The sequence below is a fragment of the Pseudomonas sp. MF6755 genome (assembly GCF_016405635.1).
GTDB lineage: Bacteria > Pseudomonadota > Gammaproteobacteria > Pseudomonadales > Pseudomonadaceae > Aquipseudomonas > Aquipseudomonas haemolytica.
This window is the reverse complement of record NZ_JAEKDA010000003.1, coordinates 18,551-43,333: the sequence shown is the minus strand read 5'-3', so window position 1 is coordinate 43,333 and position 24,783 is coordinate 18,551. Positions and strand designations below refer to the sequence as shown.

The window sequence follows — 24,783 nt, the reverse complement described above, 5'->3', positions numbered from 1 at the left end:
TTTTCGTTATCCAGTGAATCACTCGGCGGTCAAGACACCACGACGCACCTGGTCTCGCTCGATCGACTCGAACAGCGCCTTGAAGTTGCCCTCGCCAAATCCATCGTCACCCTTGCGCTGGATGAACTCGAAGAACACCGGGCCCATCAGGGTTTCCGAGAAGATCTGTAACAGCAGTCGCTTGTCGCCTGCAACCGACGAACCATCCAGCAGGATGCCACGCGATTGCAGTTGATCCACCGGTTCACCGTGGTTCGGCAGGCGGCCTTCAAGCATTTCGTAGTAAGTGTCCGGCGGCGCGGTCATGAAGCGCATACCGATCTTCTTCAGCGCGTCCCAGGTCTTGATCAAGTCGTCGGTAAGGAATGCCACGTGCTGGATGCCCTCGCCGTTGAACTGCATCAGGAACTCTTCGATCTGCCCGGCGCCCTTGGATGATTCTTCGTTCAACGGGATACGGATCTTGCCGTCCGGCGCGCTCATGGCCTTGGAAGTCAGGCCGGTGTATTCGCCCTTGATATCGAAGTAACGCGCTTCACGGAAGTTGAACAGTTTTTCGTAGAAGTTGGCCCAGTAGATCATGCGGCCGCGATAGACGTTGTGGGTCAGATGGTCGATAACCTTGAGGCCGGCACCTACCGGGTTGCGGTCGACGCCTTCGAGGTAGACAAAGTCGATGTCATAGATCGAGCTGCCTTCGCCGAAACGGTCGATCAGGTACAACGGCGAACCGCCAATACCTTTGATCGCCGGCAGGTTCAGCTCCATCGGGCCGGTTTCGATGTGTATCGGCTGGGCACCCAGTTCCAGGGCACGGTTGTAGGCCTGCTGCGAATCCTTGACGCGAAAGCCCATGCCGCACACCGACGGGCCGTGTTCGGCCGCGAAGTAGGCAGCCAGGCTGCCCGGTTCGTTGTTGAGGATCAGGTTGATCTCGCCCTGGCGATACAGGTGCACATTCTTGGAACGGTGGGTCGCCACCTTGGTGAAGCCCATGATCTCGAAGATCGGCTCCAGGGTGCCTGGGGTCGGCGATGCGAATTCGATAAATTCAAAGCCCATCAGGCCCATTGGGTTTTCGTATTGGTCGGTCATGTTCGGTGCCTCATCATTCTTGTTGGTAGCAATTGTTTAGTTGCGAGCAAGGATGAGGCCGGAGGGTGGCGCACAGGAAAGACCCCGCACGCTGCGGGCGAGGAAGTCACCAAAGATGAGGGGGGAGCCGAGTAGCTTCATGGTGTCATCAGTCTCTGACGGCCGAGGCTTGCGTGAGCGCAAGTCCATATTCTTGTATGCGTAAACCGATTCTACACAGCGTAACCAGGTTTGTCCGTACTCTTATCAAATCCCCATTACCCTGCCCTGCGCAAGGGGTTTGTTGCACAGGTAGCGACCTGGCGGGATGACCGCACCGCCCGCCACCCTGGCCTTCATCGCATTGGGCTTAAGGCCACGCCATGCTCACGCGTGGTGCCATGGTCATCCAAGGTGGTGAAGCGCAACGTGGCAGGGCCTTGCCACGGGGTTTCCCTGCCGGGCATTGCAATGGCCACCGCAGTCTGTGGCAAAAGCATCGGTGGGTCTTCGCTGCGATATTCGCTGCCCTCATGGAGCAGTACGATGCTGGACAGCGTCACATGATAGGCGCCAGGGTTGCGCACCAGCAGTACCGGCTTGTCGTTATCCAGCCGCCACTGTAGCGCTTGCACGGCGTCTTCCACACGTCCCGGCAGGCCGGCGGGTCGCAGGAACAGTTTGATGCGCGTGCGAAAAGCAAATTGCAGATGATTGTTCGTTTCAGCACTGGGCCGGATACCCAAGACATTCAGCCAGTAAACCGACTCCTGGGAAGGCGTCATCGCTGGCCGTTGCGCGGCGTGGTAAACCACCCGCAGCGCCTTGGCCTTGCCTGCCTCCAATTTGAGGATGGGTGGAGTTACCGTAAATGGCACATCGCTCAACTCCGGTGGGGCCTGCGGGTCGCCTTCATCGATCCATACCTGCACCAGGCGCGGGCCGTCGGCCTCGTTGTGCAGGTTGACCGTCACCCCCGAAGCGGCGGCCGCGTAGATGATACGGGTTCGATCAATGACAATTTCCCCGTTGGCCGGCAATACCTGAACCGCCACGATCAGGCTGAGCACCGCCCTCAACACGCCGCTGGCTCTCATGTGGCTCACCGATAGGTCAGTGTAAACGTCGCCAGGCCATTGGCCGGGCCGGGATGGATACTCTTGCTCGTCTGTATAAAACGAGCCGTCAACGGAATCTGGAAAGTGCCATTGTCGGTACTGCCTGCCAACCATTGATGGGGCGCGCCGACCGTCGCGGAATCGGGGCCGTAGCTGATCACTCGGTCACCGAAAAGCAGCTGCAGGGCCACGCCCCTGGCCTTCGAGGTGGCTGTGAGTGTCAACCGGTCACTGCGATTGCTCGGTTGGGTCTGGTCGGTCAAGGCCACCAGGACATCCAGGCGCCCTCCGCTGCCCCCGGCGCATTGCAAAGTGATAGTGCCTGTGGCATTGCCCGCCACGCTGTTGATGCCGGTGAACGCCCGGCTTTCCACGGTGCCAAGCGGTATAGCCACCGAGGGTGTCGACACGGTGCAGGTGGGCTTGCTCGGCGGGCCTATTTCAATGCTGCCGAAGTTGATGGCATGGAAGGTGGCATTGGTGTACAGGTTCAGGCCTGAGAAGGTACGAGGTATGACGGTGCCTCCCGAAACCGCTCCGATCACCACAAAAAACACCCGACCGCGTGCCCCCCATGTGGGCAGCCCGGGGTACACCGGCCCGTGCAATACCGTCACGCCGGTGGTCACGATCTTCATCGGCCCGCTGTCACGATCTTCGGCCATAAACGCAAAACCGACGCCCGGCACGCCAGTGAGATAGACCGGCATGGCAAGCCCGGAATGACCGAAATAGTGACCGGACCAAGGAATATCCCTGGAGATGCCGATGGACGACCAGTACTCAATAATGACATGGGGGTCGTAAGTGCAACTCAGCCCATGTGTCACCTCGATGGGGTAACCGTCCGGGCTGCCCAACACCTGGCCGACCACCGGATTGGTGGGAACCGTTATACGCGGCACCGAAAGCACCGTGGGTGCTGCGGGTGTACAGGTGGCCTTGGCCTGAACACGCTCTACGACCAGAATGGCAGAACAGGTCAAGACAACAAGGAGCGCCCGGCGCAGGGCGTGCGTTCGTTTCATCAACTGTTCTCCTCGTGCGCCCGTGTGTCGGCCGTGCACTGGCTGACTAATTGGTCCGCAGCCTCCTGACGTTGGCCAGGCTCCCGGGGTGGCAGGCGGTAATGGATATAACAACGGTCAGCTGGCGTTTGCGCCCACTGGACGGTCAGCCGCCCCTGGTCGGCCACCCCGCGGACAAACGCCTTGCCGGCCTGCCCGACCACCCCGACCTCGCTGCCGTGCTCGTCGAATACCTGGGCGGCAAACGGCAGCGGCCTGCCGTCCAGATGAGTAGCCTTGATCACCACTGCCCGGCCGCTGACGGTCTCAAACCTGATCAGCGACACCGCACCCAGCGTCGGCACCACGGACTGGTTTGACTCTTTGAGTTCCACGTCCATGGGCATGCCTTCCGGATCGATATCCACTTCATTGCGCTGGTAGGCCCTGAGGGAAGGCAGCACCCCATACCCATGTTTGTCGATACGAGCCCCGGAACCACCGAGCTGCGCGCCTTGGGCATCAGGCGCATACACCAGGGCCGAGGCCTCACCGAGGTTTTGCGAGAATGTGACACCACGCCGATGGGCAATAAGCCCGCCGTCGGCACTCATGGACACTTGCGAACTGTCGCGGCTCTGGCCATAGCCGGCGCGCAGGTTGGCGGCGCTGTCGCGATAACCGGCGTAGGCATTCAAGCTTGCACCGTCCTGACTGCCCGTGCCCCGACTGCCAACCAGGCCGTAGTGGGTTTGGGCTGAGTCGCCCAGCAAGCCATTGATGCCGACTTGTTGCTGGCTGCCGCGTGACTCACCGGTTTCTCGGGACATTGAACTGCTCAGGTTCGGTGCTCGCACGCCTTCGCCCAACGGCACGGACAGGGTCAGTACCAGGCGATTATCCAAACGCCCCATGTGCATTGAGCGGCCGAAGAAGATTTCGTCACTGCGTTCGCGTTCACTCAACTGGTGGGTTTCACTGACTCTGGAGCGCTGCGCCAATAGGTTCCAGTTGAGCTTTCTCCAGCTGGACCCATAACTGACGGTGAATGAGGTCTGGCGCCCTTGTTGACCGGCCCAGTAGTCAATGGAACTGCCGTACACGCTTAACGTCCCTTTTCCCAACTGCTGACTGATCGTCAGGTCAACGCGGCTTTTCTGCCGGGCGTAATGGTCAATGTTTCCGCCCCGGTGCCCCAGTTCCCGCACGTTCAGCGCGTCAGGCAGGCTCAGGTAGCCAGCGGTAGAAAAACGATAGGCGCCCAACGCAAAATGCGTTCCCGAAAACGGCACGTTCTTGTTATAGGCCAAGCCCCAGCTTTGTCCGTCCACCACGCCCAAGCCCTGCATCTGTGTGCGCGAATGGGTGCTGTCCAGGGCAAACGCGCCCATGGGAGTGCTCATTGCCAGGCCGGCCTTGCCCTGCGCGTAGCCCTGGGAAAAGGTGGCGCCACCGTAGCTTGTGAGGCGATCGGTAAGGCCAAGCTGGAGCGTGCCTTGAAATACTCCAGGGCTGGCGCTACTCACCCCACGTTGCTGGACTTGCCCCAAGGTCGCGCGGTAGTGGCTGGCGCCGTCACGCAGCAGGTACGGTGCTACTGAGTAGGGCACGACGAAGGTGGTGCGTCGCCCACCCACTTCGATGACGCTGACGTTGAGATCGCCCCCGTAGCCGGTGGGGTACAGGTCGTCGATGACAAACGGCCCTGGGGCCACCGTGGTTTCATAGATGGTGTAGCCGTTCTGGCGCACCGTCACCGTGGCGTTGCTGTCGGCGATACCGCGCACCTGCGGCGCATAGCCCTGCTGCGACTGGGCAAGCATGCGGTCATCGGTTGCCAGGGTAATGCCGCGCACACGCACGCCATCAAGGATCTGGCCGCTGCTGAAACTGTCGCCGATGGTCAATTGTGAGCGCCAGTCGGCAAGGGGGCGCTGCAGGTAGGTGGCAGTGTGTTGATACGCCGACACGCCTTGCCGGGATGTCCAGGCTAACCCTCCTTGATGACGCAGTCGCCAGTTGCCCAGGTTGAAGCCACCATTAAGGCCCAGGTAACTGCGGTCTTCCCCTGACCCTGACGTTGCCGCCGCGGCACTGAGGTTGTAATTGAGCAGCGCGGCGTCAACGCCGTTGTCCCACTGGGCAGGATCAACATAGCCGCGTACCGAGCGCGTGATATAGACCTGCGGGATGCTGACGTTCAGCGTCAGGGACTCGATCTCCATGTGGCTGCTGGCCAAGGGGATCCATTGGGTGATCTCGCGGCAAGTGGTATCGGCGTCGTGTTCGACGGTTGGCAGTGCTACCCCGAGCCGGGCAAACTCTGCCGTGTTCAAGCAAGGCTGTGCATCGTCCTGTTGATCTCGGGCGACGAAGTTGATTTCGCGGCGCCCCATCGATTGCCCATTGAGCATGACATTGACACGATAGATGCCAGGCGCCAACACATTGCTGACATTGAACCGCGAAATATCCGCGGACGTGGATAGGCCGCTGGCAAAGGCTTCCAGGTCAAACAGCAAAGGGGCGGCCTCAGCCGAGATCAATAGCGAACCGAGCAGGCCTAGCAGTAATGCAAACCTGGAATGGGAAGCCCGCCTGGCAGTGAAGCGATGAAGCGATAATTGCAGTAAGGCAAACATGGTCAGTACTTCAGGGGAGCACGCTGCGGCACGGAAAATGCGCCGTAATCGTTGATGTATTTGAAATGTACCTGGGCGTCCGCCGGGATCGCTTGCACGATGTCGCGCACGGGCAGCTTCAAGTTGCCACCGGGGGGCACCATGCCCGCTTCCGCCGGCAACAGCCGCGCATCGGGTTGCGGGCCCATGGCCAGCGCCACCTCATTGAACGTCACGTGGTAGGCCGAGGGGTTATGCACTTCCAGTAAAGGCCCCTGGGCACTCCGGTGCAGGGTCCAGCGTAATTGGGTAGGTGCCTCGTCCGCCGTGCCCGGCAATTGGGCCGGGCGAAAGAACACCTTGGTGCGGATACGAAAGGCGAACTGCAGGTGATTCGACTGGTGCTCTTGCGAGCCGTATGGCGCCGCATCGACCTTGGGAGGAATCTCCAGGGCGTTAAGCCAGAACAACGACTCCCGATCGGTCGGCAGTGGGTCCTGGGTATAGACCAACCGCACCACCTGGCTTTTACCTGGGTCCAAGCGAAACACCGGCGGTGCCAGGCTGAAAGGCACATCGCTGTGCGACGGATCTTGCGCCGGGGTGCCCTGGTCCAACCACACCTGGACCAGCCGCGGAACACGCGGGTCATCATTGGTCAGGCGTAGCGTGATTTCACGGCGCTGCTGCGGATAGATGTGCCGCGTGCCGTCGATCACAACCCCGGCGACGGCAGCGGATGACAACCCGATACCGCTCAACATCGCACTTAGCAGGGGGGGCAAAAGCATTGTTCGGGCGAGCATGGGCCTATCCTTCGAGGCGTTGTCCTGCGCCCAGCGAACAGCCAGGCACTTGGCCTCGATCAGGGGAACGTCACGGAATACAGCACTTGCGTACTCACCGGGCCTGGAGTGGCGGTTCCCGTCGCGATGTATTGGGCGGCAAACGGCAACGTCACCGCACCGCTGGCGGGAACGGTGGCGGAGCTCGAATTCAGGCCCAGGCGAAGGTCCATCGGTTTGTTGGTGGCGCCGTCCACAATCTGTACTTCAACGAAGGAGGCCGGTTTCGGCGTCGCCGGTGCCCGGTTGATCAAGTTACCGGTAGCCGGGTTGATTGCAGGGCTGCTGCTCTCATACAACACGGCCACGACAGTATCCTTCGGGCAAGCGCCCACTTGGATGAAGAAGGGCTTTGCGCCGGCCGTCTGGCCTGCTGACTTGAGCGCGCTGACCTGGACCTTGCTCAGTGGAACCGCAAAGTCCGGGCTGGCCCCAGGCGTCGAGCCCGAGCCGCCGCTGATGCTGCAGGTTGTGCCGCTGATTTCGCCGCTCACGGTAATTGTGCCGTCTACCGCTAGAGCGGGTAGCGCGACAACGCCGGTAGCCGCCAGAAATACAACGGCCAGTGCGATTTTGTTCATTGCTGATATTTCCTCGTTAGATCATTAAAAAATTACAAGCCAGCATTCACTGATCGAAAGACGAGACTTAACCTTCCCGCCAAAATTGGGCTCAGTGGCTGTGAAAGAGGCTGTAGGGATGAGTGCGCCTGAGTCTCTTACTTCTTGCAACGAAGTTTATGTTGCCAAGTTGAAGTGCCCGCCACAACTGACCGAACGGCTAGGTCAATCCGCTTCAAACAAGTGAGCGCCCCCGTGCAATGCCATCTATCATCGGCATACCCCACTCTTTTTTTGCGATTGACTGCGCCCATGCCCCTGACCTCCAAAGGCCCACGAAGCCGAGTTGCACGCTATTTCATCAGTGCAATCAGCGGCATGCTGCCCGTCCTGCTGGGGGTTGTGATTCTGTATTGGCAAGCCCAGCGCACCCTTGAACAAAGCACTGCACAGACAGCCCAGGAAGCGGTGCGCCAGTTTGACTTGATGCTCGACAACACTGCCCTCGCCGCCCGGGCCTTGCTTCCGCTGGCTGGCCAGCCCTGTGATAACGCGGTGCAGTTGGCGCTGCGCGAACAGGTCACGCGCCGCCCTTTCGTGCGCGCCACTACGCTGTCCTGGCAGAAAAACATTTATTGCAGTTCGCTGTTTGGTGGCAATTACCAATCCCCGGTCAACCCGGATGACTACGTGGACGGTTCGCTGTGGTTGATGAACGGCAACCCCGTCACGCCCGATACCGCACTGCTGGTGTATCGGCTGGTGGAGGGAGACCAAGGCGCGTTTGCCTCGGTTGACAGCTACCACCTGACCAATGCCTTGCGCCTGATCAGTCGTTACGCCTACCTGATATTGCAAGTGGGGCCTAACTGGCTGGACGCTAACGGCAAAGTGCATGACAACGCCGTGCCAGTATTTGCCGTGGCCCATCATCACCTGGCGTCCGGGCGTTATCACTACAGCGTCGACGCCGGCATGCCAGAGGGTGAAACCTGGCGGTATATGCAGGCCCGTTATCCAGCACTCTTCAGCCTGGTGGTGTTCTTTGGTGTGCTGGCCGGCGTCCTGGCTCATTGGCTGCAAAAACGCTCATCGGCGCCCACCCAGGAGTTGCAACGTGCGTTGAGTGCCAACGAATTCATCCCGTATTACCAACCTGTAGTGCGCGGTGACACGCGTCAGTGGGCCGGTTGTGAAGTGCTGATGCGCTGGAAACATCCAAAAGAGGGCTTGGTGCGCCCAGACCTGTTTATTCCCCTGGCCGAAGACTCCGGCTTGATTGTGCCGATGACCCGTGCCCTGCTGCGCCAGACTGCCGCGCAACTGGCGCCCCATACCGAGCGCTTCAGCCCTGGCTTCCATGTCGGCGTGAATATCACCGCACGCCACTGCCAGGACCTCGAACTGGTGACCGATTGCCGGGAATTCCTCGCCGCCTTCCCGCCAGGCCATGTCACCCTGGTGCTGGAGTTGACTGAGCGCGAGCTGATCGAGCCCACCGAGACCACCCGAAGCCTGTTCGACGCGCTGCATCAACTGGGCGTGATGATCGCGATTGATGACTTCGGTACCGGCCACTCCAGCCTGGGTTACTTGCGCAACTTCAATGTCGACTACTTGAAGATTGATCAAAGCTTTGTCGCCATGATCGGTGTTGATGCGTTGTCACGGCATATTCTTGACAGCATCATAGAACTGTCGGCCAAACTGGACCTTGGCATTGTTGCAGAAGGTGTAGAAACAGCCGAACAGTGTGAATACCTCGTAGCCCAAGGCGTGGATTTCTTGCAAGGCTATCTGTTCGGCCGACCGTTACCCTGCGATGAATTCATTAAATCACTGGGCAGCCGTTGAATAGCCGCGACTGCTTTGGATGAGAGATTGCACTCCCGGCAGAAGACATGATTTACTCGAGATGCATTAACTACTACAATTTTTCCTGCCTGTGCAGAACTCGCAGAGCGGTATTTTTGTTGAGTAGCCTTCACGCTCTTGGCTCATAGCTTTGTCTGCAGTTGATATCAGCAACTACATTATTGGAGTAAAGATTTTGTCCAGACTCGCCGAATTTCGTGCAGCAGAAAAAGCCCTTCAAGAGCAGCTTGCCCAGCTGGAATCCTTGAAGAACGACGCAGGCCTGAAGAAAGAAATCGAATTCGAAGAAAAACTCAAGAAGCTGATGGACAGCTACGGCAAGACCCTGCGCGACGTCATCTCCATTCTAGATCCGACGCCACGTAAAGCGGGCGCCCCGATCGCCGCAGCACCTAAACAGCGGCGTGCACGCGTGGTCAAGGTTTACCACAACCCGCACACCGGCGAACTGATCGAAACCAAAGGCGGCAACCACCGCGGCCTGAAAGCCTGGAAAGAAGAGTATGGCGCCGCCACTGTAGACTCCTGGCTGCGCGGCTGATCTACACGCAAACAAAAAGAGCCCCGCAATCGCGGGGCTCTTTTTGTTTGCAGGTTCGCAAGCGAACTTAACTAATAGTTCATTTTGTTCAGATTCGCTCAACTTAATCCGCTTATAATTTCAGGCTGTTGCGCACCGAGCTGACTTCATCCTTGCTCGCCTCGTAAGCTTGCGCCTGGCCTGCGTATGAAAATACATAGGCTTTATCGACATCCACCGCCCCCACTAATGTTTGCGACAGCACATGCCGCCCATTCTCGGTAATCACACATGTAGTTTCCAGTGCGTCAAGACGGCTCAATGTGGTGGGGTGCATCTTGCTGCACACACTTTGATAACCGCCTTGGGCAAAGTCTTTCTGGATGGATTTGCGCATTTCCAGCAGTACGCCGGGAAGATTAACTTTATGTCCAGCTTCAATCGGTGTGCCGGTTAACTCCATCACCATCAAGGTTGCGCCATTTTCATCATTTTTGATCGCTCGCTGGCGCGACACCGCTTGCGGTTTTGCGGGCGTTTCGCCGTCAGGCACGATCTCCTCGACCTGCCAGCCGCTCGGCCAGTGGATCTCAGGCTCGGCGGCCAGCACGAACGGGCTGGACAACAACACGCACACGGCGCTCAACAGCGGTTTACGAAACTCGATCATTGCGAAAAATACCCAAGGCTCAAGCGCCAAAGTTTGCAGCCCAGCCCCTGACGCTCGCAAGGGCCTTGTGCGCTTTTTCATTTGGCGCAGGCGGCGGGCCTTGCGTATCATGGCTCGGCTGCAAGGAGGCTGCCGCACGCCAAGGGACCGCTTTGCCCCATTTTTTCTGGAGGGCCCATGAGCCTGCACGAACTGAACACCTTCCCGGGCGTCACTGCCCAACCTGACACCGCAACCTCGAACTTCGTGTTCAACCACACCATGCTGCGGGTCAAGGACATCACCAAGTCGCTGGATTTCTACACCCGCGTCCTGGGCTTCTCCCTGGTTGAAAAACGCGACTTCCCGGAAGCCGAGTTCAGCCTGTACTTCCTCGCCTTGGTGGACAAGGCCCAGATCCCGGCCGACGCCGCCGAGCGCACCCAGTGGATGAAGTCGATCCCTGGCATTCTGGAACTGACCCACAACCATGGCACCGAAAACGATGCCGACTTTGCCTACCACAATGGCAACACCGACCCGCGTGGCTTTGGTCACATCTGCATCTCGGTGCCAGATATTGTCGCTGCGTGCGAGCGTTTCGAAGCCTTGGGCTGTGATTTCCAGAAGCGCCTGACGGATGGCCGCATGAAGAGCCTGGCCTTCATCAAGGATCCGGATGCTTACTGGGTCGAGATCATCCAGCCAGCACCGATGTAAGCGCACAGCAAGAACGAAAAAAGCCCCATGATCACTCACGGGGCTTTTTGGTTTCCAGCGGCCAGGTTATGCCGGAGCCGAAGTACGAATCAGGTGATCAAAGGCACTCAGCGAGGCTTTTGCGCCCTCACCCACCGCAATCACAATCTGCTTGTAAGGCACAGTAGTGACGTCACCGGCAGCAAACACGCCTGGCAATGAGGTCTCGCCACGGGCATCGACGATAATCTCGCCGCGCGGGGTCAACTCTACCGTGCCTTTGAGCCAATCGGTGTTGGGCAGCAAACCGATCTGAACAAAGATACCTTCCAGCTCGATGGTCTTGAACTCGCCACTGTCGCGGTCTTTGTAAGCAAGGCCGGTGACTTTCTGGCCATCGCCTTTGACTTCGCTGGTCAGCGCGCTGGTAATCACATCCACGTTCGGCAGGCTGTAGAGCTTGCGCTGCAACACCGCATCGGCGCGCAACTTGCTGTCGAACTCGAGCAAGGTGACGTGACTGACGATGCCGGCCAGGTCGATGGCCGCTTCCACGCCGGAGTTACCGCCGCCGATCACCGCCACACGCTTGCCCTTGAACAACGGGCCATCGCAGTGCGGGCAGAAGCACACGCCCTTGGCCTTGTATTCCTGCTCACCGGGTACGCCCATCTCTCTCCAGCGGGCGCCAGTGGCCAGGATCACGGTCTTGGACTTGAGGGTCGCACCGCTTTCGAAGCGAATCTCGTGCAATTCACCGGGGTTTTTCGCCGGGATCAGGCTACTGGCGCGCTGCAGGTTCATGATGTCCACATCGTACTGGCGCACATGCGCTTCCAGCGCGCTGGCCAGTTTCGGCCCTTCGGTTTCCTGTACCGAGATAAAGTTCTCGATGGACATGGTATCAAGCACCTGGCCACCAAAACGTTCAGCCGCCACACCGGTACGGATACCTTTACGGGCTGCGTAGATGGCAGCCGAAGAACCGGCTGGGCCGCCGCCGACAACCAATACGTCGAACGCCTCTTTGGCACTGATTTTTTCGGCAGCTTTCTCGCTACCGCTGGTGTCGAGCTTGGCGAGGATTTCTTCCAGGCCCATGCGGCCCTGGCCGAAGTTCACGCCGTTCAAGTAGACACTCGGCACGGCCATGACCTGGCGCTCGTCGACTTCGGCCTGGAACAGAGCGCCGTCGATGGCGACGTGGCGGATGTTCGGGTTCAGCACAGCCATCAGGTTCAGCGCCTGGACCACGTCCGGGCAGTTCTGGCATGACAGCGAAAAATACGTCTCGAAGCTGAACTCGCCTTTGAGGGCGCGAATCTGTTCAATCACTTCGACACTGGCCTTCGAGGGGTGGCCACCGACTTGCAGCAGGGCCAACACCAACGAAGTGAATTCATGGCCCATAGGGATGCCGGCGAAACGCAAGCTGATATCGGCACCCGGGCGGTTGATGGAGAACGATGGCATGCGCGCATCATCGCCATCGGTTTTCAGGGTAATCAGCGTGGTGAGGCTGGTTACGTCCTGCAAAAGGGCGAGCATTTCCTGGGATTTCGCGCCGTCGTCGAGGGAGGCGACGATCTCGATCGGCTGGGTGACCCGTTCCAGGTATGACTTCAACTGAGCTTTAAGATTGGCGTCCAACATACGGGCGATTTCCTATTCATTCGGTTTATTGCAGACAAAAAAACGCCCGAGCGAATCTCGCCCGGGCGTTTTGAGGGCGGATGCAGCTTACTTAAGTGCGGATTCCCGCCCTTGATAGGTCTTCACAGACTTAGATCTTGCCGACCAGGTCCAGGGACGGAGCCAGGGTGGCCTCGCCTTCTTTCCACTTGGCTGGGCACACTTCGCCTGGGTGGGCAGCGACGTACTGAGCGGCCTTGATCTTGCGCAGCAGCTCGGAAGCGTCGCGGCCAACACCACCGTCGTTCAGTTCAACGATCTTGATCTGACCTTCTGGGTTGATCACGAAAGTACCGCGGTCTGCCAGGCCAGCTTCTTCGATCAGCACGTCGAAGTTGCGGGAGATGGTCAGGGTTGGGTCGCCAATCATGGTGTACTGGATTTTGCCGATGGCTGGCGAAGTGTTGTGCCAGGCAGCGTGGGCGAAATGGGTGTCGGTGGAAACGCTGTAGATTTCGACGCCCAGTTTCTGGAATTCGGCGTAGTTGTCAGCCAGGTCTTCCAGTTCGGTTGGGCAAACGAAGGTGAAGTCGGCTGGGTAGAAAAACACGACCGACCACTTGCCTTTCAGGTCAGCGTCGGACACATCGACGAAGCTGCCGTTTTTGAAAGCGGTCGCTTTAAACGGTTTTACTTGGCTGTTGATGATAGGCATCGTTGACTCTCCGTCAGGGGTTAAGAAGTTGATGGGGTAAATCCTACCGGCTCTCTCGGTCGATGGCTCATTGGCAAACCTGATGCTGACGATTGGTTTTCCCTATCAGGTGACTGTATTAATAGAAGAAATCTCAAATCAGCGGTTGGGTCGCCAGGGTCATGCCGAGAAACGGCGTTGCTTCAACATAGCGCATGGCGGATTTCATGTCGCTCCAGCCGACGTAACTCATCAGCGACTTCAGATCCCAGCCACTGCGATGAGCCCAGGTGGCGAAACCTCGACGCAGGGAATGGCTGGTGTATAGCTCGGCGGGGATACCTGCGCGCTCAAGGGCCTGGCGCAATAACGGAATCACGCTATTGGGGTGCAACCCCTCCTCGCCCAGGTGGCCCCAGCGGTCGATCCCGCGGAAGACCGGGCCGCGCACCAGGGCCGAGGCGCTGAGCCATTCGCTGTAGGCCTGCACCGGGCACAGGCGCAGCAGTGCCGGCGTCTGGTAGGTCTTGCCGAGGTTGTCCCGGTCACTTTTGCTACGCGGCAAATACAGGCTGATGCCCGCCCCGGGCACGGCTTGGACATGCTCGATACTTAATCGGCAAAGTTCATCACTGCGAAACCCTCGCCAGAAGCCCAGCAGGATCAGCGCAGTGTCGCGCTTGGCGCGCAGCAATCGGGGCTGGTCCTGGTGCTCGATGGCGTGTTTTGCTTCAACCTCAAGAGCGCTGATCACCTGTTCCAATTGCTTGAGCTGCAAGGGTTCGGCTTGCTTTTCACGTACCGGGTGTACGGCACGAATGCCCTTGAGCACCTTGCGCACCACCGGCGCCTTGGTCGGGTCGGCAAACCCTTGGCTGGTATGCCACTGCGCCAGGGCCGAGAGCCGTAGCTTCAACGTGTTCACTGCCAACACCCCGGCATGTGCCACCAGGTAACGCGCAACGCTGTCGCTGGTCGCAGGCAGGAACCCTCCCCAACTCACTTCGAAGTGCTCGATGGCCGCACGGTAACTGCGGCGCGTGTTGTCGCGGGTGGCGGCGTTGAGATATCGATCCAGGTCGCTCATGGGGGGCTTTTCGTACCGCTGATAGTTGGATTGGCGCTGAAAACCGCTATGACACGGGATAATACGCCAATATCCCATCTGTTAAATCATGAATTTCAACGAGTTTTTATCCGTGATATAGTACGTATATACATACCATGTACCACAGTACTAAATCGACGGAGACCCCATGGCTCGCGGCGGCATAAACAAAGCAGTAGTCCAAACGGCACGCCTGGCGATCCTCGCTCGTGGCGAAAACCCCAGCATCGATGCCGTGCGCATCGAAATGGGCAATACCGGCTCGAAAACCACGATTCATCGCTACTTAAAGGAGCTGGACGAGAGCGAAACCCGGTTGACGATCACTCAAGCGCCGATTGATGACGAGCTTGGCGAACTGGTCGCACGCCTGGCCCAGCGCCTGAAAGAGAAAGCCCAGGAGCCCATTGATCTGGCACTGGCGCACTTCGAGCAACACAAAGCCGCCCTGCTCGCCCAGGTTGAAGCCCTTGAAGAGGCGCACCATCAACTCAAGCAGCAATTTGATATCCAGGCCGCCGCCCTCGCAGATGAAAGCGCCGCCCTGCAAACCGCCAGCACCAGCCTGCAGACTGAGCAAACCCGTAACGCCGGGCTAAGCCAGGCGTGCAGCGATTACGAGCTGAGGATCAGCGACAAGGACGAGCAGATTCGCTCCCTGGAAGAAAAGCACCTGCACGCCCGCGATGCCCTTGAGCATTACCGCAATGCAATCAAGGAGCAGCGTGAGCAGGAACAGCGACGCCATGAAGGCCAGTTGCAACAGGTGCAGGCTGAGCTGCGCCAGGCCCAGCAAAGCGCATTGGTACGCCAGGATGAGATCACCCAGCTGCATCGGGATAATGAACGCCTGTTGATTGAGCAGCGAGTCACGGCCAAGGAACTGAATGCGCTGCAAGAACAGGTCCGCAAGGATCAGGCCGCACAACTCAAGCTGAACGAACAGTTCAGTCGGATCGACAGTGAGCGCACCTTGCTCCAGGAACGCCTGCGGGTGGCCGTCCAGGACAGCCAGTCACGTCAGGAGGCATTACTTGAACACCAGCAGCACAACAAGGCGCTTGAACTGGAACTGGTCAAGGCCCAGAGCAGTATCGAAGCGTTGCGCCTGGCAGCCGTCGTTGCAACGGCGCCAGAGGCAACGGAGCAGGCCTGATCAGTCGGCCACAGGCGTGCGCATGGTGACGAATTCTTCCGCCGCCGTAGGATGCACGCCAATGGTCTCGTCGAAATGCTGCTTGGTCGCGCCCGCCTTGAGCGCGATCGCCAGGCCTTGCACGATTTCACCGGCGTCCGGGCCGACCATATGGCAACCCAGCACTTTGTCAGTGTCGGCATCCACCACCAGCTTCATCAGGGTCTTTTCCTGACAGTCGGTCAGGGTCAGCTTCATCGGCCGGAAACGGCTTTCAAAAATCTGCACGTTGTGCCCTTTCTTGCGCGCCTCTTCTTCCGTCAAGCCAACCGTGCCGATATTCGGCAGGCTGAATACCGCCGTCGCGATGTTGGTGTAATCCACCGCACGGTATTGCTCGGGTTTGAACAGGCGCCGCGCCACGGCCATGCCTTCAGCCAGGGCAACCGGCGTCAGTTGCACACGACCAATCACATCGCCAATCGCCAGGATTGAGGGCTCGGCGGTCTGGTAAAGATCATCTACCGCGACAAAACCGCGCTCATCCAGTTCGACGCCAGTGTTTTCCAGGCCCAGGTTATCCAGCATCGGGCGCCGGCCAGTGGCATAGAACACGCAGTCGGCTTCCAGCACGCGACCATCCTTCAAGGTTGCCTTGAGGCTGCCATCGGCCTGCTTGTCGATACGCTCGATGTCGGCATTGAACTGCAGGTCCAGGCCGCGCTTGGTCAGTTCTTCCTGTAAATGTTTGCGCACCGAGCCATCAAACCCGCGCAAGAACAAATCGCCGCGATATAGCAGGGAAGTCTGCGCACCCAGGCCGTGGAAGATGCCGGCAAACTCAACTGCAATGTAACCACCACCCACCACCAGTACACGTTTAGGCAGCTCTTTCAGGAAGAACGCCTCATTGGAACCAATGGCGTGCTCACGCCCTGGAATTTCAGGAATCTGCGGCCAGCCACCCGTGGCGATCAGGATGTGCCTGGCGGTAAAACGCTCACCGTTGATCTCTACCTGATGCGCGTCAACCAGACGTGCATGCCCCTCATGCAGGGTTACGCCGCTGTTGACCAGCAGGTTGCGATAGATGCCATTGAGGCGATTGATCTCGCGGTCCTTGTTGGCAATCAGGGTCGCCCAATCAAAGTTCGCCTCACCCAAGGACCAGCCGAAACCGCTGGCCTGTTCGAAATCCTCGGCAAAATGCGCGCCGTACACCAACAGCTTCTTCGGCACGCAGCCGACGTTCACACAGGTGCCGCCCAGATAGCGGCTCTCCGCCACGGCCACCTTGGCACCAAAGCCCGCGGCAAAGCGCGCCGCGCGAACGCCGCCGGAACCGGCGCCAATTACATACAGGTCAAAATCGTAGGCCATTTCATTCTCCTCGGCAGGACGCCAGCATACCGACTTACATGGGGCTGAAAAACGAAAAAGCCACCCGGAGGTGGCTTTCTCTTGAAACAGGCAGGCAAGCGTGAATCAGTAAGCCTTGCCAGTCTTGTAGAAGTGCTCGTAGCAGAAGTTGGTTGCCTCGATGTAGCCTTCGGCGCCACCACAGTCAAAACGCTGGCCTTTGAACTTGTAGGCAATCACGCAACCGTCTTTGGCCTGCTTCAACAGGGCGTCGGTGATCTGGATTTCACCGCCCTTGCCTGGCTCGGTTTCTTCGATCAGCTTGAAGATGTCCGGGGTCAGGATGTAGCGACCGATGATCGCCAGGTTCGACGGCGCGTCTTCCGGCGCTGGCTTCTCGACCATGTCGCGTACGCGGATCAGGCCGTCGCCAATATCGTCACCGGCGATGACACCGTACTTATTGGTTTCGGTTGGGTTGACTTCCATGACCGCAACGATGGTGCAGCGGTATTTCTGGTAAAGCTTGACCATCTGGGTCAGTACGCCGTCGCCTTCCAGGTTCACACACAAGTCATCGGCCAGGACTACAGCGAACGGCTCGTCACCGATCAGCGGGCGCCCGGTAAGGATGGCGTGGCCAAGGCCCTTCATCTGGGTCTGGCGGGTGTAGGAGAACGAGCACTCGTCGAGCAATTTACGGATGCCGACCAGGTACTTTTCCTTGTCGGTGCCCTTGATCTGGTTTTCCAGCTCGTAGCTGATGTCGAAGTGGTCTTCCAGCGCGCGCTTACCACGACCGGTCACGATGGAGATCTCGTTCAAGCCGGCATCCAGGGCCTCTTCGACGCCGTACTGGATCAGTGGCTTGTTCACCACCGGCAGCATCTCTTTGGGCATGGCTTTGGTCGCTGGCAAGAAGCGAGTGCCGTAACCGGCTGCTGGGAACAAGCATTTCTTGATCATATGAGTCCTTACAAAGGGCTGTGCGTACGGAATTCGGCGCAGTCTAATCAGGCCGCAGTCACCTTACAATGGGTCCTGCTGGCGTTGCGATAGCAACATAGAGAAAAAATGTCGGCGTAAGTTCCGCTGATCCTACAAAGGGCGGCACCGACGGCCAACCGATACAAAGCTTGATACCTTGTTTAAAAGGGTCCAAACCGTTTTAGCACGCTTTTCCGAGTCCGGCACTAACCTGCAACAACTTGCACGCCCCAGTACCATTTGGCGCTATCATTGACGGCTTGAACCAGACCACGAGATTGTTAATAGATGTCAGAACCAAAAGGCGTAAACGGCTACCTGATCACGCAACGAGCAGACGGCTGGCACCTGATCAACTTCCACGGCGACAGCGTCGCCGGGACATTCCCAACCGAGCAATTGGCGATCGCGGTAGCCGAGGTTTTTGTAGATGAAGCGGGCCATGCGTCGAGCAAACGGCCCAAGGGCAAGTAAGGCACATGGCCCTGCGCATGAAGCCCCGATACAAGGGGCTTTTTTGTGTTTGCCTGTACCTAGATGGCAGTTCGCTATAATCTTCAACAAACGCCCCACGACAGTGTCAGCGTGCCCCTCCAATACCCTTGACGACGACCCCAACATGAACAAACTCCTGGCACTGACTGCCGTACTGGCGCTGGCTGGCTGCACCACCACCTCCGACACCTTCCTGAAAAATGGCGAGCAGGGCTTGACCATCGACTGTTCGGGCGAGGCCAATTCATGGGCCAGTTGCTACGAAAAAGCCGATGCCTCCTGCGCGGGCACCGGTTACCGCATCGTCGGTACCAATGGCACGCCTGCCCTCAAGGAAAGCGACAAGACCCTGGGCCAGGATGTGGGCAACTTCAAAGGTCGCAGCGTGGTGGTGGTGTGCAAGTAAGCCGTGGCGCTACAGGTGTACTTCGGCAAACTTGATACCCAGGCCCCGCAGGATCTCTATCAGGTCATCCAGGTGCGGGAATGATTCGACCTCATCCTGATCATCGACCAGGAAGTAACTGCGCCCACCGCTTTTCTTGAAAAAAACGATCCATTCGCCCAGATCCGCGGGGTTCTGGATGACATGGGTCGCCGAAATCTGACCTTCAGCATGACGGGCTTTGACGTGTTCTCGTTTCATAACGGGCTTTCCAGAAAGGACAAATGCCGCTCGAACCCAAGGTTTGAGCGGCATCTTTGCAGTGAATGCCCGACAGTTTAACGGATGCCCTGCCCGTTCAGCACGACCACACAACCAAAAAAGCCCCCATCCTCCAGGATGGGGGCTTTTTTATCGGGGCAGTGCGTGGGACGAACCTGGGCTCAGCCGGAAATGCAGTCTTCCCCGGCTTTCTTCACGTCACCGGGCCGGATCGGTACATTGGACATGCTCTCATAGAGCTTGATGCTACTACCGCTGGAGCGGTCTTCGATTTCGAAGATCGCCGACGGGTCTGCCGAGAATTTCTGCGGCACAATCACCTGAAAACCGTCTTTATGGGGCTCGATCTGCGGCGGCCGACGGGTTGCCTCCAATTTGCGCACAACACACGCCGCATATTCCTGCGGCTTCTTCCCTGAGATGACCACCAATGTTGGCGGGGTCTGCTTGATATCTGCAACCGAAGCACACCCACCTATTGCCAAGGCCAGCACCAACACACTCCACTTCATACTAAAACCTCCGATAAAGACCCTACGACAGCGGGGATGGTAATTTTCTCCCACCAACGTAGGATTTATCTCTGATAACACGGTAAATAACTGTTTTAAATTGTCGAAGTCGTCGACGACGGCCCGATAATAAACGCGCTGGGGCTGATAAACTCCATATTAACCTACGTATCGTTCTGATTTTTCAGAAAAAGCCCTTCTGGAGACACCCCCATGAAATTCATCCACCAGCGTGAGCACCTCAACGAGGGCGACATTGTTGTCATCGAGTGCTCGCAAACCTGCAACATTCGCCTGATGAGCGATGCGAACTTTCGCAGCTTCAAAAATGGCGGCCGCCATACCTACCACGGTGGCGCATTCGATCAATTCCCGGCCAAGATCACCGCACCCAGCACCGGGTTCTGGAACATCACCCTGGATGTGGTGACCCGTCGCGCTATCAGCGTGACGCGCAAGCCGGCGCTGTCCCACAAGATCCGCATCGTTCGTCGCACCAGCACCAAGCTGAGCTGACCCGAACACCTGACAGGAAAAAAGCAGTGAGCCCTACGACCAAATACGTCATCAAGTACAAACTCAACGGCGAACGCCGCTTTGAATTTGCCCAGCTGGAAACCAACAGCGTCGAAGAAGCCAAGCAAGCGCTGGCGAAAATTCATGATGCCAGTGACGAAATCACCGACATCAACGTGAGCAAGGCGCTGTAAGCCATGTCAGGGCCTACCGCCGATCTGTTCGCCGAGGATGCCCTGCAACAGCCGGCCGGGCGCGAGCAGATTGGTGAAGAGTCCTACGTGCTAAGGGGCTACGCCCTGCCCTGGATTGAGCGGTTGCAGCCCGAGCTGCGGCGTATCCTGGCCCAATCACCGTTTCGGCAGATGGTCACGCCCGGCGGCTTCACCATGTCGGCAGCGCTCAGCAGTTGCGGCGAGTTGGGCTGGACCACCGACAGCCGCGGCTATCGCTACAGCCCTCTCGACCCACGCAACCAGCAACCCTGGCCGGCCATGCCCGACACGTTGCGCCAACTGGCCGTGGCGGCGGCAACCGAGGCCGGCTTCAGCGGCTTTTCGCCCGACGCCTGCCTGATCAACCGTTATGTGCCGGGGGCAAAGATGTCCCTGCACCAGGACAAGAACGAGCGCTGCTACAGCGCGCCCGTGGTCTCGGTGTCCCTGGGCCTGCCGGCGGTTTTCCTGTTCGGTGGCCATGAGCGCAGTGACAAAACGCAAAAGGTCTCGCTGTTCCATGGCGATGTGGTGGTCTGGGGCGGCGTTGATCGCCTGCGTTTTCATGGGGTGATGCCGATCAAGGACGGCGTGCATCCCGTCATGGGCCCGCAACGCATCAACCTGACCTTTCGCACGGCTGGCTAATTTGACCGCAAGCTTCGGAGTGTTGTACGTGACCGGCGCGGTTAATCTGCCCGTGAACCGTCAAGAGTGCAGGCCATGAACAACGAACACGATCCGCGCTGGGCCGCCATCATCACCCGCGATGCCAAGGCAGACGCGCTGTTTGTCTATGGCGTGAAAACCACTGGCGTGTATTGCCGGCCCAGCAGCGCCTCGCGTTTACCGCGCCCGGAAAATATCGAATTCTTCGACACCCCGGCGCAAGCGGAGGCCGCAGGTTATCGTCCCAGCAAACGTGCGGCCGGCGACCAGACCCAACTGGCTGCCCAGCATGCGCAGTTAGTCGCCGACGCCTGCCGGCAGATCGAACTGGCCGAAACGCCACCGAGCCTGCAAGCGCTAGCCCGCCAGGCGGGGTTGAGTCCATTCCACTTCCATCGCGTGTTCAAAGCCAGCACCGGCCTGACGCCCAAGGGTTACGCCAGCGCCCTGCGTTCGCGCAAAGTCCGCGATGGCCTCAAGGGCCAGCATTCGGTGACCGACACGCTGTATGACGCCGGCTTCAACTCCAACAGCCGCTTCTATGAAGCCGCTGATCAATTGCTCGGCATGAAGCCCCGTGATTACAAAGGCGGCGGCGCCAATAACACCATTCGCTTTGCTGTGGGCCAATGTTCGCTGGGAGCGATCCTGGTGGCGCAGAGCCAAACTGGCGTGTGTGCAATCTTGCTCGGGGATGATCCGGACACACTGGTGCGCGACCTGCAAGATCAGTTCCCCAAGGCCGAACTTGTCGGCGCGGACCAGGGTTTCGAGCAATTGGTCGCCCAAGTCGTGGGGTTTGTCGAAGCCCCTGCCCTGGGCCTGGATTTGCCCCTGGACTTGCGCGGCACAGCCTTTCAAGAGCGAGTGTGGCAGGCATTGCGCGAAATCCCGGTGGGCAGCACCGCCAGCTATGCGCAGATAGCCGAGCGTATCGGTGCACCCAAATCCTTTCGCGCCGTGGCCCAGGCCTGTGGCGCCAATCACCTGGCGGTGGCGATTCCCTGCCATCGCGTGGTGCGCAGCAATGGGGAGCTGTCGGGTTACCGTTGGGGGGTCGAGCGCAAGCGTCAGTTGCTGGAGCGCGAAACGCAGCGCTGAAACCCGAGCCCCACAAAACACCCCTGTCGTCCAGTGAATAAAACAGACTGGCCGGCTGCCAAGGGCCCTGCTAAAACAGCGAAATGCCTTACTAACGCTGGAGACGCACCCCATGAGCACCTGGCCAGACACCCGTATTCTCGACCTGCTGGGCATTGATGTGCCGATCATCCAGGCCCCGATGGCCGGCGCGACGACCACCGCCATGGTCATCGCCGCCCATCAGGCCGGCGCACTCGGCTCAATGCCTGCCGCCGCGTTGAGTATCGAGCAACTGCGCGATGCCTTGTCTTTAATCCGCCAGGCCAGTACACGGCCCCTGAATGTGAACTTCTTCTGTCATCAGCCGCCCGAAGCCGATGAAGAACGGGACCGCCGCTGGAAGGATTTGCTGCAACCCTACTACCGTGAACTGGGTGCCGATTTTGACGCGCCGACGCCTGTGTCGAATCGCGCACCGTTCAACGACGCAGCTTGCCAAGTGGTTGAAGACTTCCGGCCGGAGGTCGTGAGCTTTCACTTCGGCCTGCCGAAAAAATCCTTGCTGGACCGGGTAAAAGCCACCGGCGCCAAGGTGCTGTCATCGGCCACCACTGTCGAGGAAGCGCTCTGGCTGGAAGAGCACGGCTGCGACGCGATTATCGCCATGGGCATTGAAGCCGGTGGGCACCGAGGCCTGTTTCTCAGCGACGACCTCAACAGCCAGATCGGTTTGATGGCCCTGGTGCCGCAGATTGTCGATGCGGTCAGCGTGCCGGTGATTGCCGCAGGCGGCATCGGCGATGCGCGCGGTATCGTCGCGGCCATGGCCCTGGGCGCCTCGGCGGTGCAGATTGGCACGGCGTACCTGTTCACTCCCGAAGCCAGCGTGACCGCCGCCCATCACCACGCGCTGCGCCATGCCCAGGCCAGCGAAACCGCACTGACCAACCTGTTCACCGGGCGCCCGGCCCGGGGCATCGTCAACCGCGTGATGCTTGAGCTCGGCGCGATCAACCTGGCCGCCCCGGCGTTCCCCACAGCCGGTGGTGCATTGATACCGCTCAAGGCCAAGGATGAAGCAGGCTTCAGTAACCTGTGGGCGGGCCAGGCCCTGTGCCTGGGCAAAGACTTGTCCACTTATGAGCTGACCCGCGAATTGGCCGAGCAGGCATTGGCCAGGCTGACGCGTAACTGACGTCAGGGACAACTTTGCTCTGTACCGGCAATGGCCAACCGCTATATATTCCTATACATAGCGGTTAAGCCTTCTAATTGAACACACCGTACATCCCCAAGGAGTTGCTTCATGATGACCCGCGTCTCACGCCTGGCCCCCCTGTTTGCCATCTTTGCCTTGGGGTCGGCCCATGCCGATGAAGTACAGGTGGCGGTGGCCGCCAACTTCACCGCACCGATCCAGGCGATTGCCGCCGACTTCGAGAAAGACACTGGCCACAAGCTGGTTGCAGCGTACGGCGCAACCGGGCAGTTCTACACCCAGATCAAGAACGGCGCGCCGTTCGAAGTATTCCTCGGCGCCGATGACACCACCCCGCAAAAACTCGAGACCGAAGGCGATACCGTCAAGGGTTCACGCTTCACTTACGCCGTCGGCACCCTGGCGCTGTGGTCGGCGAAGGAAGGCTACGTGGACGCCAAGGGTGACGTGCTGAAGCAAAACCAGTTCAAGCACCTGTCTATCGCCAACCCCAAAGCCGCACCTTACGGCCTGGCCGCCACCCAAGTGCTGGCCAAGGAAGGTTTGACCGAGCAGGTCAGGGACAAGCTCGTCGAGGGGCAGAACATCACCCAGGCCTATCAGTTCGTGTCCACCGGCAATGCCGAGTTGGGCTTTGTTGCCTTGTCGCAGATCTATAAAGACGGCAAAGTCACCAGCGGTTCGGCGTGGATTGTTCCAGCATCGATGCATGACCCGATCAAACAGGACGCCGTGATCCTCAATAAGGGCAAAGACAGCGCCGCCGCCAAGGCCCTGGTTGACTACCTGAAAGGGCCGAAAGCTGCTGCGGTTATCAAATCCTACGGTTACGAGCTGTAAATGCCCCTATCGAGTGCTGATTTTTCCGCGATCTGGTTGACCATCAAGCTGGCGTCACTGACCACCGTGATCCTGTTGCTCATCGGCACTCCGATTGCCCTGTGGCTGTCGCGCACCACCTCGTGGTGGCGCGGCCCCGTTGGTGCAGTGGTCGCATTACCGTTGGTGCTGCCGCCAACGGTCATAGGTTTCTACCTGCTGTTGACCATGGGGCCCAACGGTTACTTCGGCCAGTTCACCCAGTGGCTGGGCCTGGGCACCCTGACCTTCAGTTTCGCCGGGCTGGTGATCGGCTCGGTGATCTACTCCATGCCGTTCGTGGTGCAGCCGTTGCAGAATGCCTTCTGCGCCATCGGCACACGCCCGCTGGAGGTGGCCGCGACTTTGCGCGCCAACCCTTGGGACACGTTTTTCACGGTGATCCTGCCCCTGGCGCGCCCGGGGTTTATCACCGCGTCGATTCTTGGCTTTGCCCATACCGTCGGCGAGTTCGGCGTGGTGCTGATGATCGGCGGCAATATCCCGGACAAGACCCGTGTGGTCTCAGTGCAGATCTATGACCACGTCGAAGCCATGGAATATGCCCAGGCCCATTGGCTGGCCGGCTCCATGGTGGTGTTCGCGTTCCTCGTGTTGCTGGCGCTGTATTCCAGCCGTAAAACCAAGATGGGCTGGAGCTGATCG

General features: G+C 59.1%; 27 protein-coding genes. 13 read left to right on the top strand and 14 right to left on the bottom strand.

What is annotated here, in order from left to right; translation table 11 throughout:
- Positions 1 to 18: 18 nt before the first annotated feature.
- The 6 genes from hppD to JFT66_RS04390 all read right to left on the bottom strand — a co-directional run bounded on the left by hppD (position 19) and on the right by JFT66_RS04390 (position 7,246).
- A complete protein-coding gene (gene hppD, locus JFT66_RS04415; protein ID WP_034119633.1) occupies positions 19 to 1,095 on the bottom strand; it encodes a 4-hydroxyphenylpyruvate dioxygenase in 1,077 nt (358 codons plus the stop codon).
- A 335-nt stretch (positions 1,096 to 1,430) separates the two neighbouring features.
- Complete coding sequence (locus JFT66_RS04410; RefSeq protein ID WP_198858834.1) at positions 1,431 to 2,171, bottom strand: fimbrial biogenesis chaperone; 741 nt, start codon at positions 2,169 to 2,171, stop codon at positions 1,431 to 1,433.
- Positions 2,172 to 2,176: 5 nt separating this feature from the next.
- Entirely contained in the window at positions 2,177 to 3,220 is a 1,044-nt protein-coding gene (locus JFT66_RS04405; RefSeq protein WP_153871940.1) for a fimbrial protein, read from the bottom strand.
- Entirely contained in the window at positions 3,220 to 5,721 is a 2,502-nt protein-coding gene (locus JFT66_RS04400; RefSeq protein WP_233097010.1) for a fimbria/pilus outer membrane usher protein, read from the bottom strand. The genes JFT66_RS04405 and JFT66_RS04400 overlap by 1 nt, the downstream gene beginning before the upstream one ends.
- Positions 5,722 to 5,843: 122 nt before the next feature.
- Positions 5,844 to 6,626, bottom strand: coding sequence for a fimbrial biogenesis chaperone (locus tag JFT66_RS04395; RefSeq protein ID WP_153871938.1), 783 nt, complete (start codon positions 6,624 to 6,626; stop codon positions 5,844 to 5,846).
- 59 nt (positions 6,627 to 6,685) lie between these two features.
- On the bottom strand, positions 6,686 to 7,246 hold the full coding sequence (locus JFT66_RS04390; RefSeq protein ID WP_034119636.1) for a fimbrial protein: 561 nt from the start codon (positions 7,244 to 7,246) through the stop codon (positions 6,686 to 6,688).
- A gap of 291 nt (positions 7,247 to 7,537) precedes the next feature.
- On the opposite strand from JFT66_RS04390, the gene JFT66_RS04385 reads away from it, so the two are divergent.
- Positions 7,538 to 9,079 (top strand): EAL domain-containing protein, encoded by a 1,542-nt coding sequence (locus JFT66_RS04385; protein WP_153839676.1) that lies wholly within the window; start codon positions 7,538 to 7,540, stop codon positions 9,077 to 9,079.
- Positions 9,080 to 9,275: 196 nt separating this feature from the next.
- Positions 9,276 to 9,641: a histone-like nucleoid-structuring protein, MvaT/MvaU family gene (locus JFT66_RS04380; protein WP_034119638.1), complete on the top strand. Its 366-nt coding sequence runs from the start codon at positions 9,276 to 9,278 to the stop codon at positions 9,639 to 9,641.
- Positions 9,642 to 9,753: 112 nt separating this feature from the next.
- Here JFT66_RS04380 and JFT66_RS04375 read toward each other — a convergent pair whose 3' ends face one another.
- Positions 9,754 to 10,290 (bottom strand): DUF4946 domain-containing protein, encoded by a 537-nt coding sequence (locus tag JFT66_RS04375; protein ID WP_153839740.1) that lies wholly within the window; start codon positions 10,288 to 10,290, stop codon positions 9,754 to 9,756.
- Between the two features lie 177 nt (positions 10,291 to 10,467).
- On the opposite strand from JFT66_RS04375, the gene gloA reads away from it, so the two are divergent.
- Positions 10,468 to 10,989 (top strand): lactoylglutathione lyase, encoded by a 522-nt coding sequence (gloA, locus tag JFT66_RS04370; protein ID WP_034119640.1) that lies wholly within the window; start codon positions 10,468 to 10,470, stop codon positions 10,987 to 10,989.
- 66 nt (positions 10,990 to 11,055) lie between these two features.
- Here gloA and ahpF read toward each other — a convergent pair whose 3' ends face one another.
- The 3 genes from ahpF to JFT66_RS04355 all read right to left on the bottom strand — a co-directional run bounded on the left by ahpF (position 11,056) and on the right by JFT66_RS04355 (position 14,381).
- Positions 11,056 to 12,621 carry an alkyl hydroperoxide reductase subunit F gene (gene ahpF, locus JFT66_RS04365; protein WP_198858832.1) on the bottom strand — a complete coding sequence of 522 codons (1,566 nt, stop codon included), beginning with the start codon at positions 12,619 to 12,621 and terminating at the stop codon, positions 11,056 to 11,058.
- 130 nt (positions 12,622 to 12,751) lie between these two features.
- Positions 12,752 to 13,315, bottom strand: a complete 564-nt coding sequence (ahpC, locus tag JFT66_RS04360) for an alkyl hydroperoxide reductase subunit C (RefSeq protein ID WP_034119642.1) — start codon at positions 13,313 to 13,315, stop codon at positions 12,752 to 12,754.
- A 133-nt stretch (positions 13,316 to 13,448) separates the two neighbouring features.
- Positions 13,449 to 14,381 (bottom strand): site-specific integrase, encoded by a 933-nt coding sequence (locus JFT66_RS04355; protein ID WP_034119643.1) that lies wholly within the window; start codon positions 14,379 to 14,381, stop codon positions 13,449 to 13,451.
- Between the two features lie 169 nt (positions 14,382 to 14,550).
- Here JFT66_RS04355 and JFT66_RS04350 point away from each other — a divergent pair, with 169 nt between their 5' ends.
- Entirely contained in the window at positions 14,551 to 15,558 is a 1,008-nt protein-coding gene (locus tag JFT66_RS04350; protein ID WP_198858831.1) for a DNA-binding protein, read from the top strand.
- Here JFT66_RS04350 and gorA read toward each other — a convergent pair whose 3' ends face one another.
- Positions 15,559 to 16,917, bottom strand: a complete 1,359-nt coding sequence (gene gorA, locus JFT66_RS04345) for a glutathione-disulfide reductase (protein ID WP_034119645.1) — start codon at positions 16,915 to 16,917, stop codon at positions 15,559 to 15,561.
- Between the two features lie 105 nt (positions 16,918 to 17,022).
- Positions 17,023 to 17,862 carry a UTP--glucose-1-phosphate uridylyltransferase GalU gene (galU, locus tag JFT66_RS04340; protein ID WP_003173830.1) on the bottom strand — a complete coding sequence of 280 codons (840 nt, stop codon included), beginning with the start codon at positions 17,860 to 17,862 and terminating at the stop codon, positions 17,023 to 17,025.
- A 309-nt stretch (positions 17,863 to 18,171) separates the two neighbouring features.
- On the opposite strand from galU, the gene JFT66_RS04335 reads away from it, so the two are divergent.
- Complete coding sequence (locus tag JFT66_RS04335) at positions 18,172 to 18,357, top strand: hypothetical protein (protein ID WP_034119646.1); 186 nt, start codon at positions 18,172 to 18,174, stop codon at positions 18,355 to 18,357.
- Between the two features lie 145 nt (positions 18,358 to 18,502).
- The gene (locus JFT66_RS04330; protein WP_034119647.1) at positions 18,503 to 18,784 is read left to right on the top strand and encodes a hypothetical protein; all 282 of its coding nucleotides are present in this window, start codon (positions 18,503 to 18,505) and stop codon (positions 18,782 to 18,784) included.
- Between the two features lie 9 nt (positions 18,785 to 18,793).
- On the opposite strand, the gene JFT66_RS04325 is transcribed toward JFT66_RS04330, so the two are convergent.
- Both JFT66_RS04325 and JFT66_RS04320 read right to left on the bottom strand, forming a co-directional pair.
- Positions 18,794 to 19,024, bottom strand: a complete 231-nt coding sequence (locus tag JFT66_RS04325; RefSeq protein ID WP_034119648.1) for a hypothetical protein — start codon at positions 19,022 to 19,024, stop codon at positions 18,794 to 18,796.
- A gap of 182 nt (positions 19,025 to 19,206) precedes the next feature.
- Entirely contained in the window at positions 19,207 to 19,557 is a 351-nt protein-coding gene (locus tag JFT66_RS04320) for a hypothetical protein (protein WP_034119649.1), read from the bottom strand.
- Between the two features lie 213 nt (positions 19,558 to 19,770).
- Here JFT66_RS04320 and JFT66_RS04315 point away from each other — a divergent pair, with 213 nt between their 5' ends.
- From JFT66_RS04315 to modB, 7 genes are all read left to right on the top strand, one after another.
- Positions 19,771 to 20,073 carry a DUF1883 domain-containing protein gene (locus JFT66_RS04315; protein WP_034119651.1) on the top strand — a complete coding sequence of 101 codons (303 nt, stop codon included), beginning with the start codon at positions 19,771 to 19,773 and terminating at the stop codon, positions 20,071 to 20,073.
- Positions 20,074 to 20,099: 26 nt separating this feature from the next.
- The gene (locus JFT66_RS04310; RefSeq protein WP_198858830.1) at positions 20,100 to 20,267 is read left to right on the top strand and encodes a hypothetical protein; all 168 of its coding nucleotides are present in this window, start codon (positions 20,100 to 20,102) and stop codon (positions 20,265 to 20,267) included.
- A gap of 3 nt (positions 20,268 to 20,270) precedes the next feature.
- Positions 20,271 to 20,936: a DNA oxidative demethylase AlkB gene (alkB, locus tag JFT66_RS04305; RefSeq protein ID WP_198858829.1), complete on the top strand. Its 666-nt coding sequence runs from the start codon at positions 20,271 to 20,273 to the stop codon at positions 20,934 to 20,936.
- 75 nt (positions 20,937 to 21,011) lie between these two features.
- Positions 21,012 to 22,058 (top strand): bifunctional DNA-binding transcriptional regulator/O6-methylguanine-DNA methyltransferase Ada, encoded by a 1,047-nt coding sequence (ada, locus tag JFT66_RS04300; protein ID WP_198858828.1) that lies wholly within the window; start codon positions 21,012 to 21,014, stop codon positions 22,056 to 22,058.
- A 112-nt stretch (positions 22,059 to 22,170) separates the two neighbouring features.
- Positions 22,171 to 23,235, top strand: coding sequence for an NAD(P)H-dependent flavin oxidoreductase (locus JFT66_RS04295; RefSeq protein ID WP_198858827.1), 1,065 nt, complete (start codon positions 22,171 to 22,173; stop codon positions 23,233 to 23,235).
- Between the two features lie 111 nt (positions 23,236 to 23,346).
- Positions 23,347 to 24,099: a molybdate ABC transporter substrate-binding protein gene (modA, locus tag JFT66_RS04290; RefSeq protein WP_198858826.1), complete on the top strand. Its 753-nt coding sequence runs from the start codon at positions 23,347 to 23,349 to the stop codon at positions 24,097 to 24,099.
- On the top strand, positions 24,100 to 24,780 hold the full coding sequence (modB, locus tag JFT66_RS04285) for a molybdate ABC transporter permease subunit (protein WP_198858825.1): 681 nt from the start codon (positions 24,100 to 24,102) through the stop codon (positions 24,778 to 24,780).
- Positions 24,781 to 24,783: the final 3 nt, after the last annotated feature.

What these genes read in the sequence shown, in the direction of transcription:
- hppD (WP_034119633.1), bottom strand. Translation starts at nt 1,095, where the DNA reads ATGACCGACCAATACGAAAACCCAATGGGCCTGATGGGCTTTGAATTT.
- JFT66_RS04410 (WP_198858834.1), bottom strand. Translation starts at nt 2,171, where the DNA reads ATGAGAGCCAGCGGCGTGTTGAGGGCGGTGCTCAGCCTGATCGTGGCG.
- JFT66_RS04405 (WP_153871940.1), bottom strand. Translation starts at nt 3,220, where the DNA reads ATGAAACGAACGCACGCCCTGCGCCGGGCGCTCCTTGTTGTCTTGACC.
- JFT66_RS04395 (WP_153871938.1), bottom strand. Translation starts at nt 6,626, where the DNA reads ATGCTCGCCCGAACAATGCTTTTGCCCCCCCTGCTAAGTGCGATGTTG.
- JFT66_RS04390 (WP_034119636.1), bottom strand. Translation starts at nt 7,246, where the DNA reads ATGAACAAAATCGCACTGGCCGTTGTATTTCTGGCGGCTACCGGCGTT.
- JFT66_RS04385 (WP_153839676.1), top strand. Translation starts at nt 7,538, where the DNA reads ATGCCCCTGACCTCCAAAGGCCCACGAAGCCGAGTTGCACGCTATTTC.
- JFT66_RS04375 (WP_153839740.1), bottom strand. Translation starts at nt 10,290, where the DNA reads ATGATCGAGTTTCGTAAACCGCTGTTGAGCGCCGTGTGCGTGTTGTTG.
- gloA (WP_034119640.1), top strand. Translation starts at nt 10,468, where the DNA reads ATGAGCCTGCACGAACTGAACACCTTCCCGGGCGTCACTGCCCAACCT.
- ahpF (WP_198858832.1), bottom strand. Translation starts at nt 12,621, where the DNA reads ATGTTGGACGCCAATCTTAAAGCTCAGTTGAAGTCATACCTGGAACGG.
- ahpC (WP_034119642.1), bottom strand. Translation starts at nt 13,315, where the DNA reads ATGCCTATCATCAACAGCCAAGTAAAACCGTTTAAAGCGACCGCTTTC.
- JFT66_RS04355 (WP_034119643.1), bottom strand. Translation starts at nt 14,381, where the DNA reads ATGAGCGACCTGGATCGATATCTCAACGCCGCCACCCGCGACAACACG.
- JFT66_RS04350 (WP_198858831.1), top strand. Translation starts at nt 14,551, where the DNA reads ATGGCTCGCGGCGGCATAAACAAAGCAGTAGTCCAAACGGCACGCCTG.
- gorA (WP_034119645.1), bottom strand. Translation starts at nt 16,917, where the DNA reads ATGGCCTACGATTTTGACCTGTATGTAATTGGCGCCGGTTCCGGCGGC.
- galU (WP_003173830.1), bottom strand. Translation starts at nt 17,862, where the DNA reads ATGATCAAGAAATGCTTGTTCCCAGCAGCCGGTTACGGCACTCGCTTC.
- JFT66_RS04335 (WP_034119646.1), top strand. Translation starts at nt 18,172, where the DNA reads ATGTCAGAACCAAAAGGCGTAAACGGCTACCTGATCACGCAACGAGCA.
- JFT66_RS04330 (WP_034119647.1), top strand. Translation starts at nt 18,503, where the DNA reads ATGAACAAACTCCTGGCACTGACTGCCGTACTGGCGCTGGCTGGCTGC.
- JFT66_RS04325 (WP_034119648.1), bottom strand. Translation starts at nt 19,024, where the DNA reads ATGAAACGAGAACACGTCAAAGCCCGTCATGCTGAAGGTCAGATTTCG.
- JFT66_RS04320 (WP_034119649.1), bottom strand. Translation starts at nt 19,557, where the DNA reads ATGAAGTGGAGTGTGTTGGTGCTGGCCTTGGCAATAGGTGGGTGTGCT.
- JFT66_RS04315 (WP_034119651.1), top strand. Translation starts at nt 19,771, where the DNA reads ATGAAATTCATCCACCAGCGTGAGCACCTCAACGAGGGCGACATTGTT.
- alkB (WP_198858829.1), top strand. Translation starts at nt 20,271, where the DNA reads ATGTCAGGGCCTACCGCCGATCTGTTCGCCGAGGATGCCCTGCAACAG.
- ada (WP_198858828.1), top strand. Translation starts at nt 21,012, where the DNA reads ATGAACAACGAACACGATCCGCGCTGGGCCGCCATCATCACCCGCGAT.
- JFT66_RS04295 (WP_198858827.1), top strand. Translation starts at nt 22,171, where the DNA reads ATGAGCACCTGGCCAGACACCCGTATTCTCGACCTGCTGGGCATTGAT.
- modA (WP_198858826.1), top strand. Translation starts at nt 23,347, where the DNA reads ATGATGACCCGCGTCTCACGCCTGGCCCCCCTGTTTGCCATCTTTGCC.
- modB (WP_198858825.1), top strand. Translation starts at nt 24,100, where the DNA reads ATGCCCCTATCGAGTGCTGATTTTTCCGCGATCTGGTTGACCATCAAG.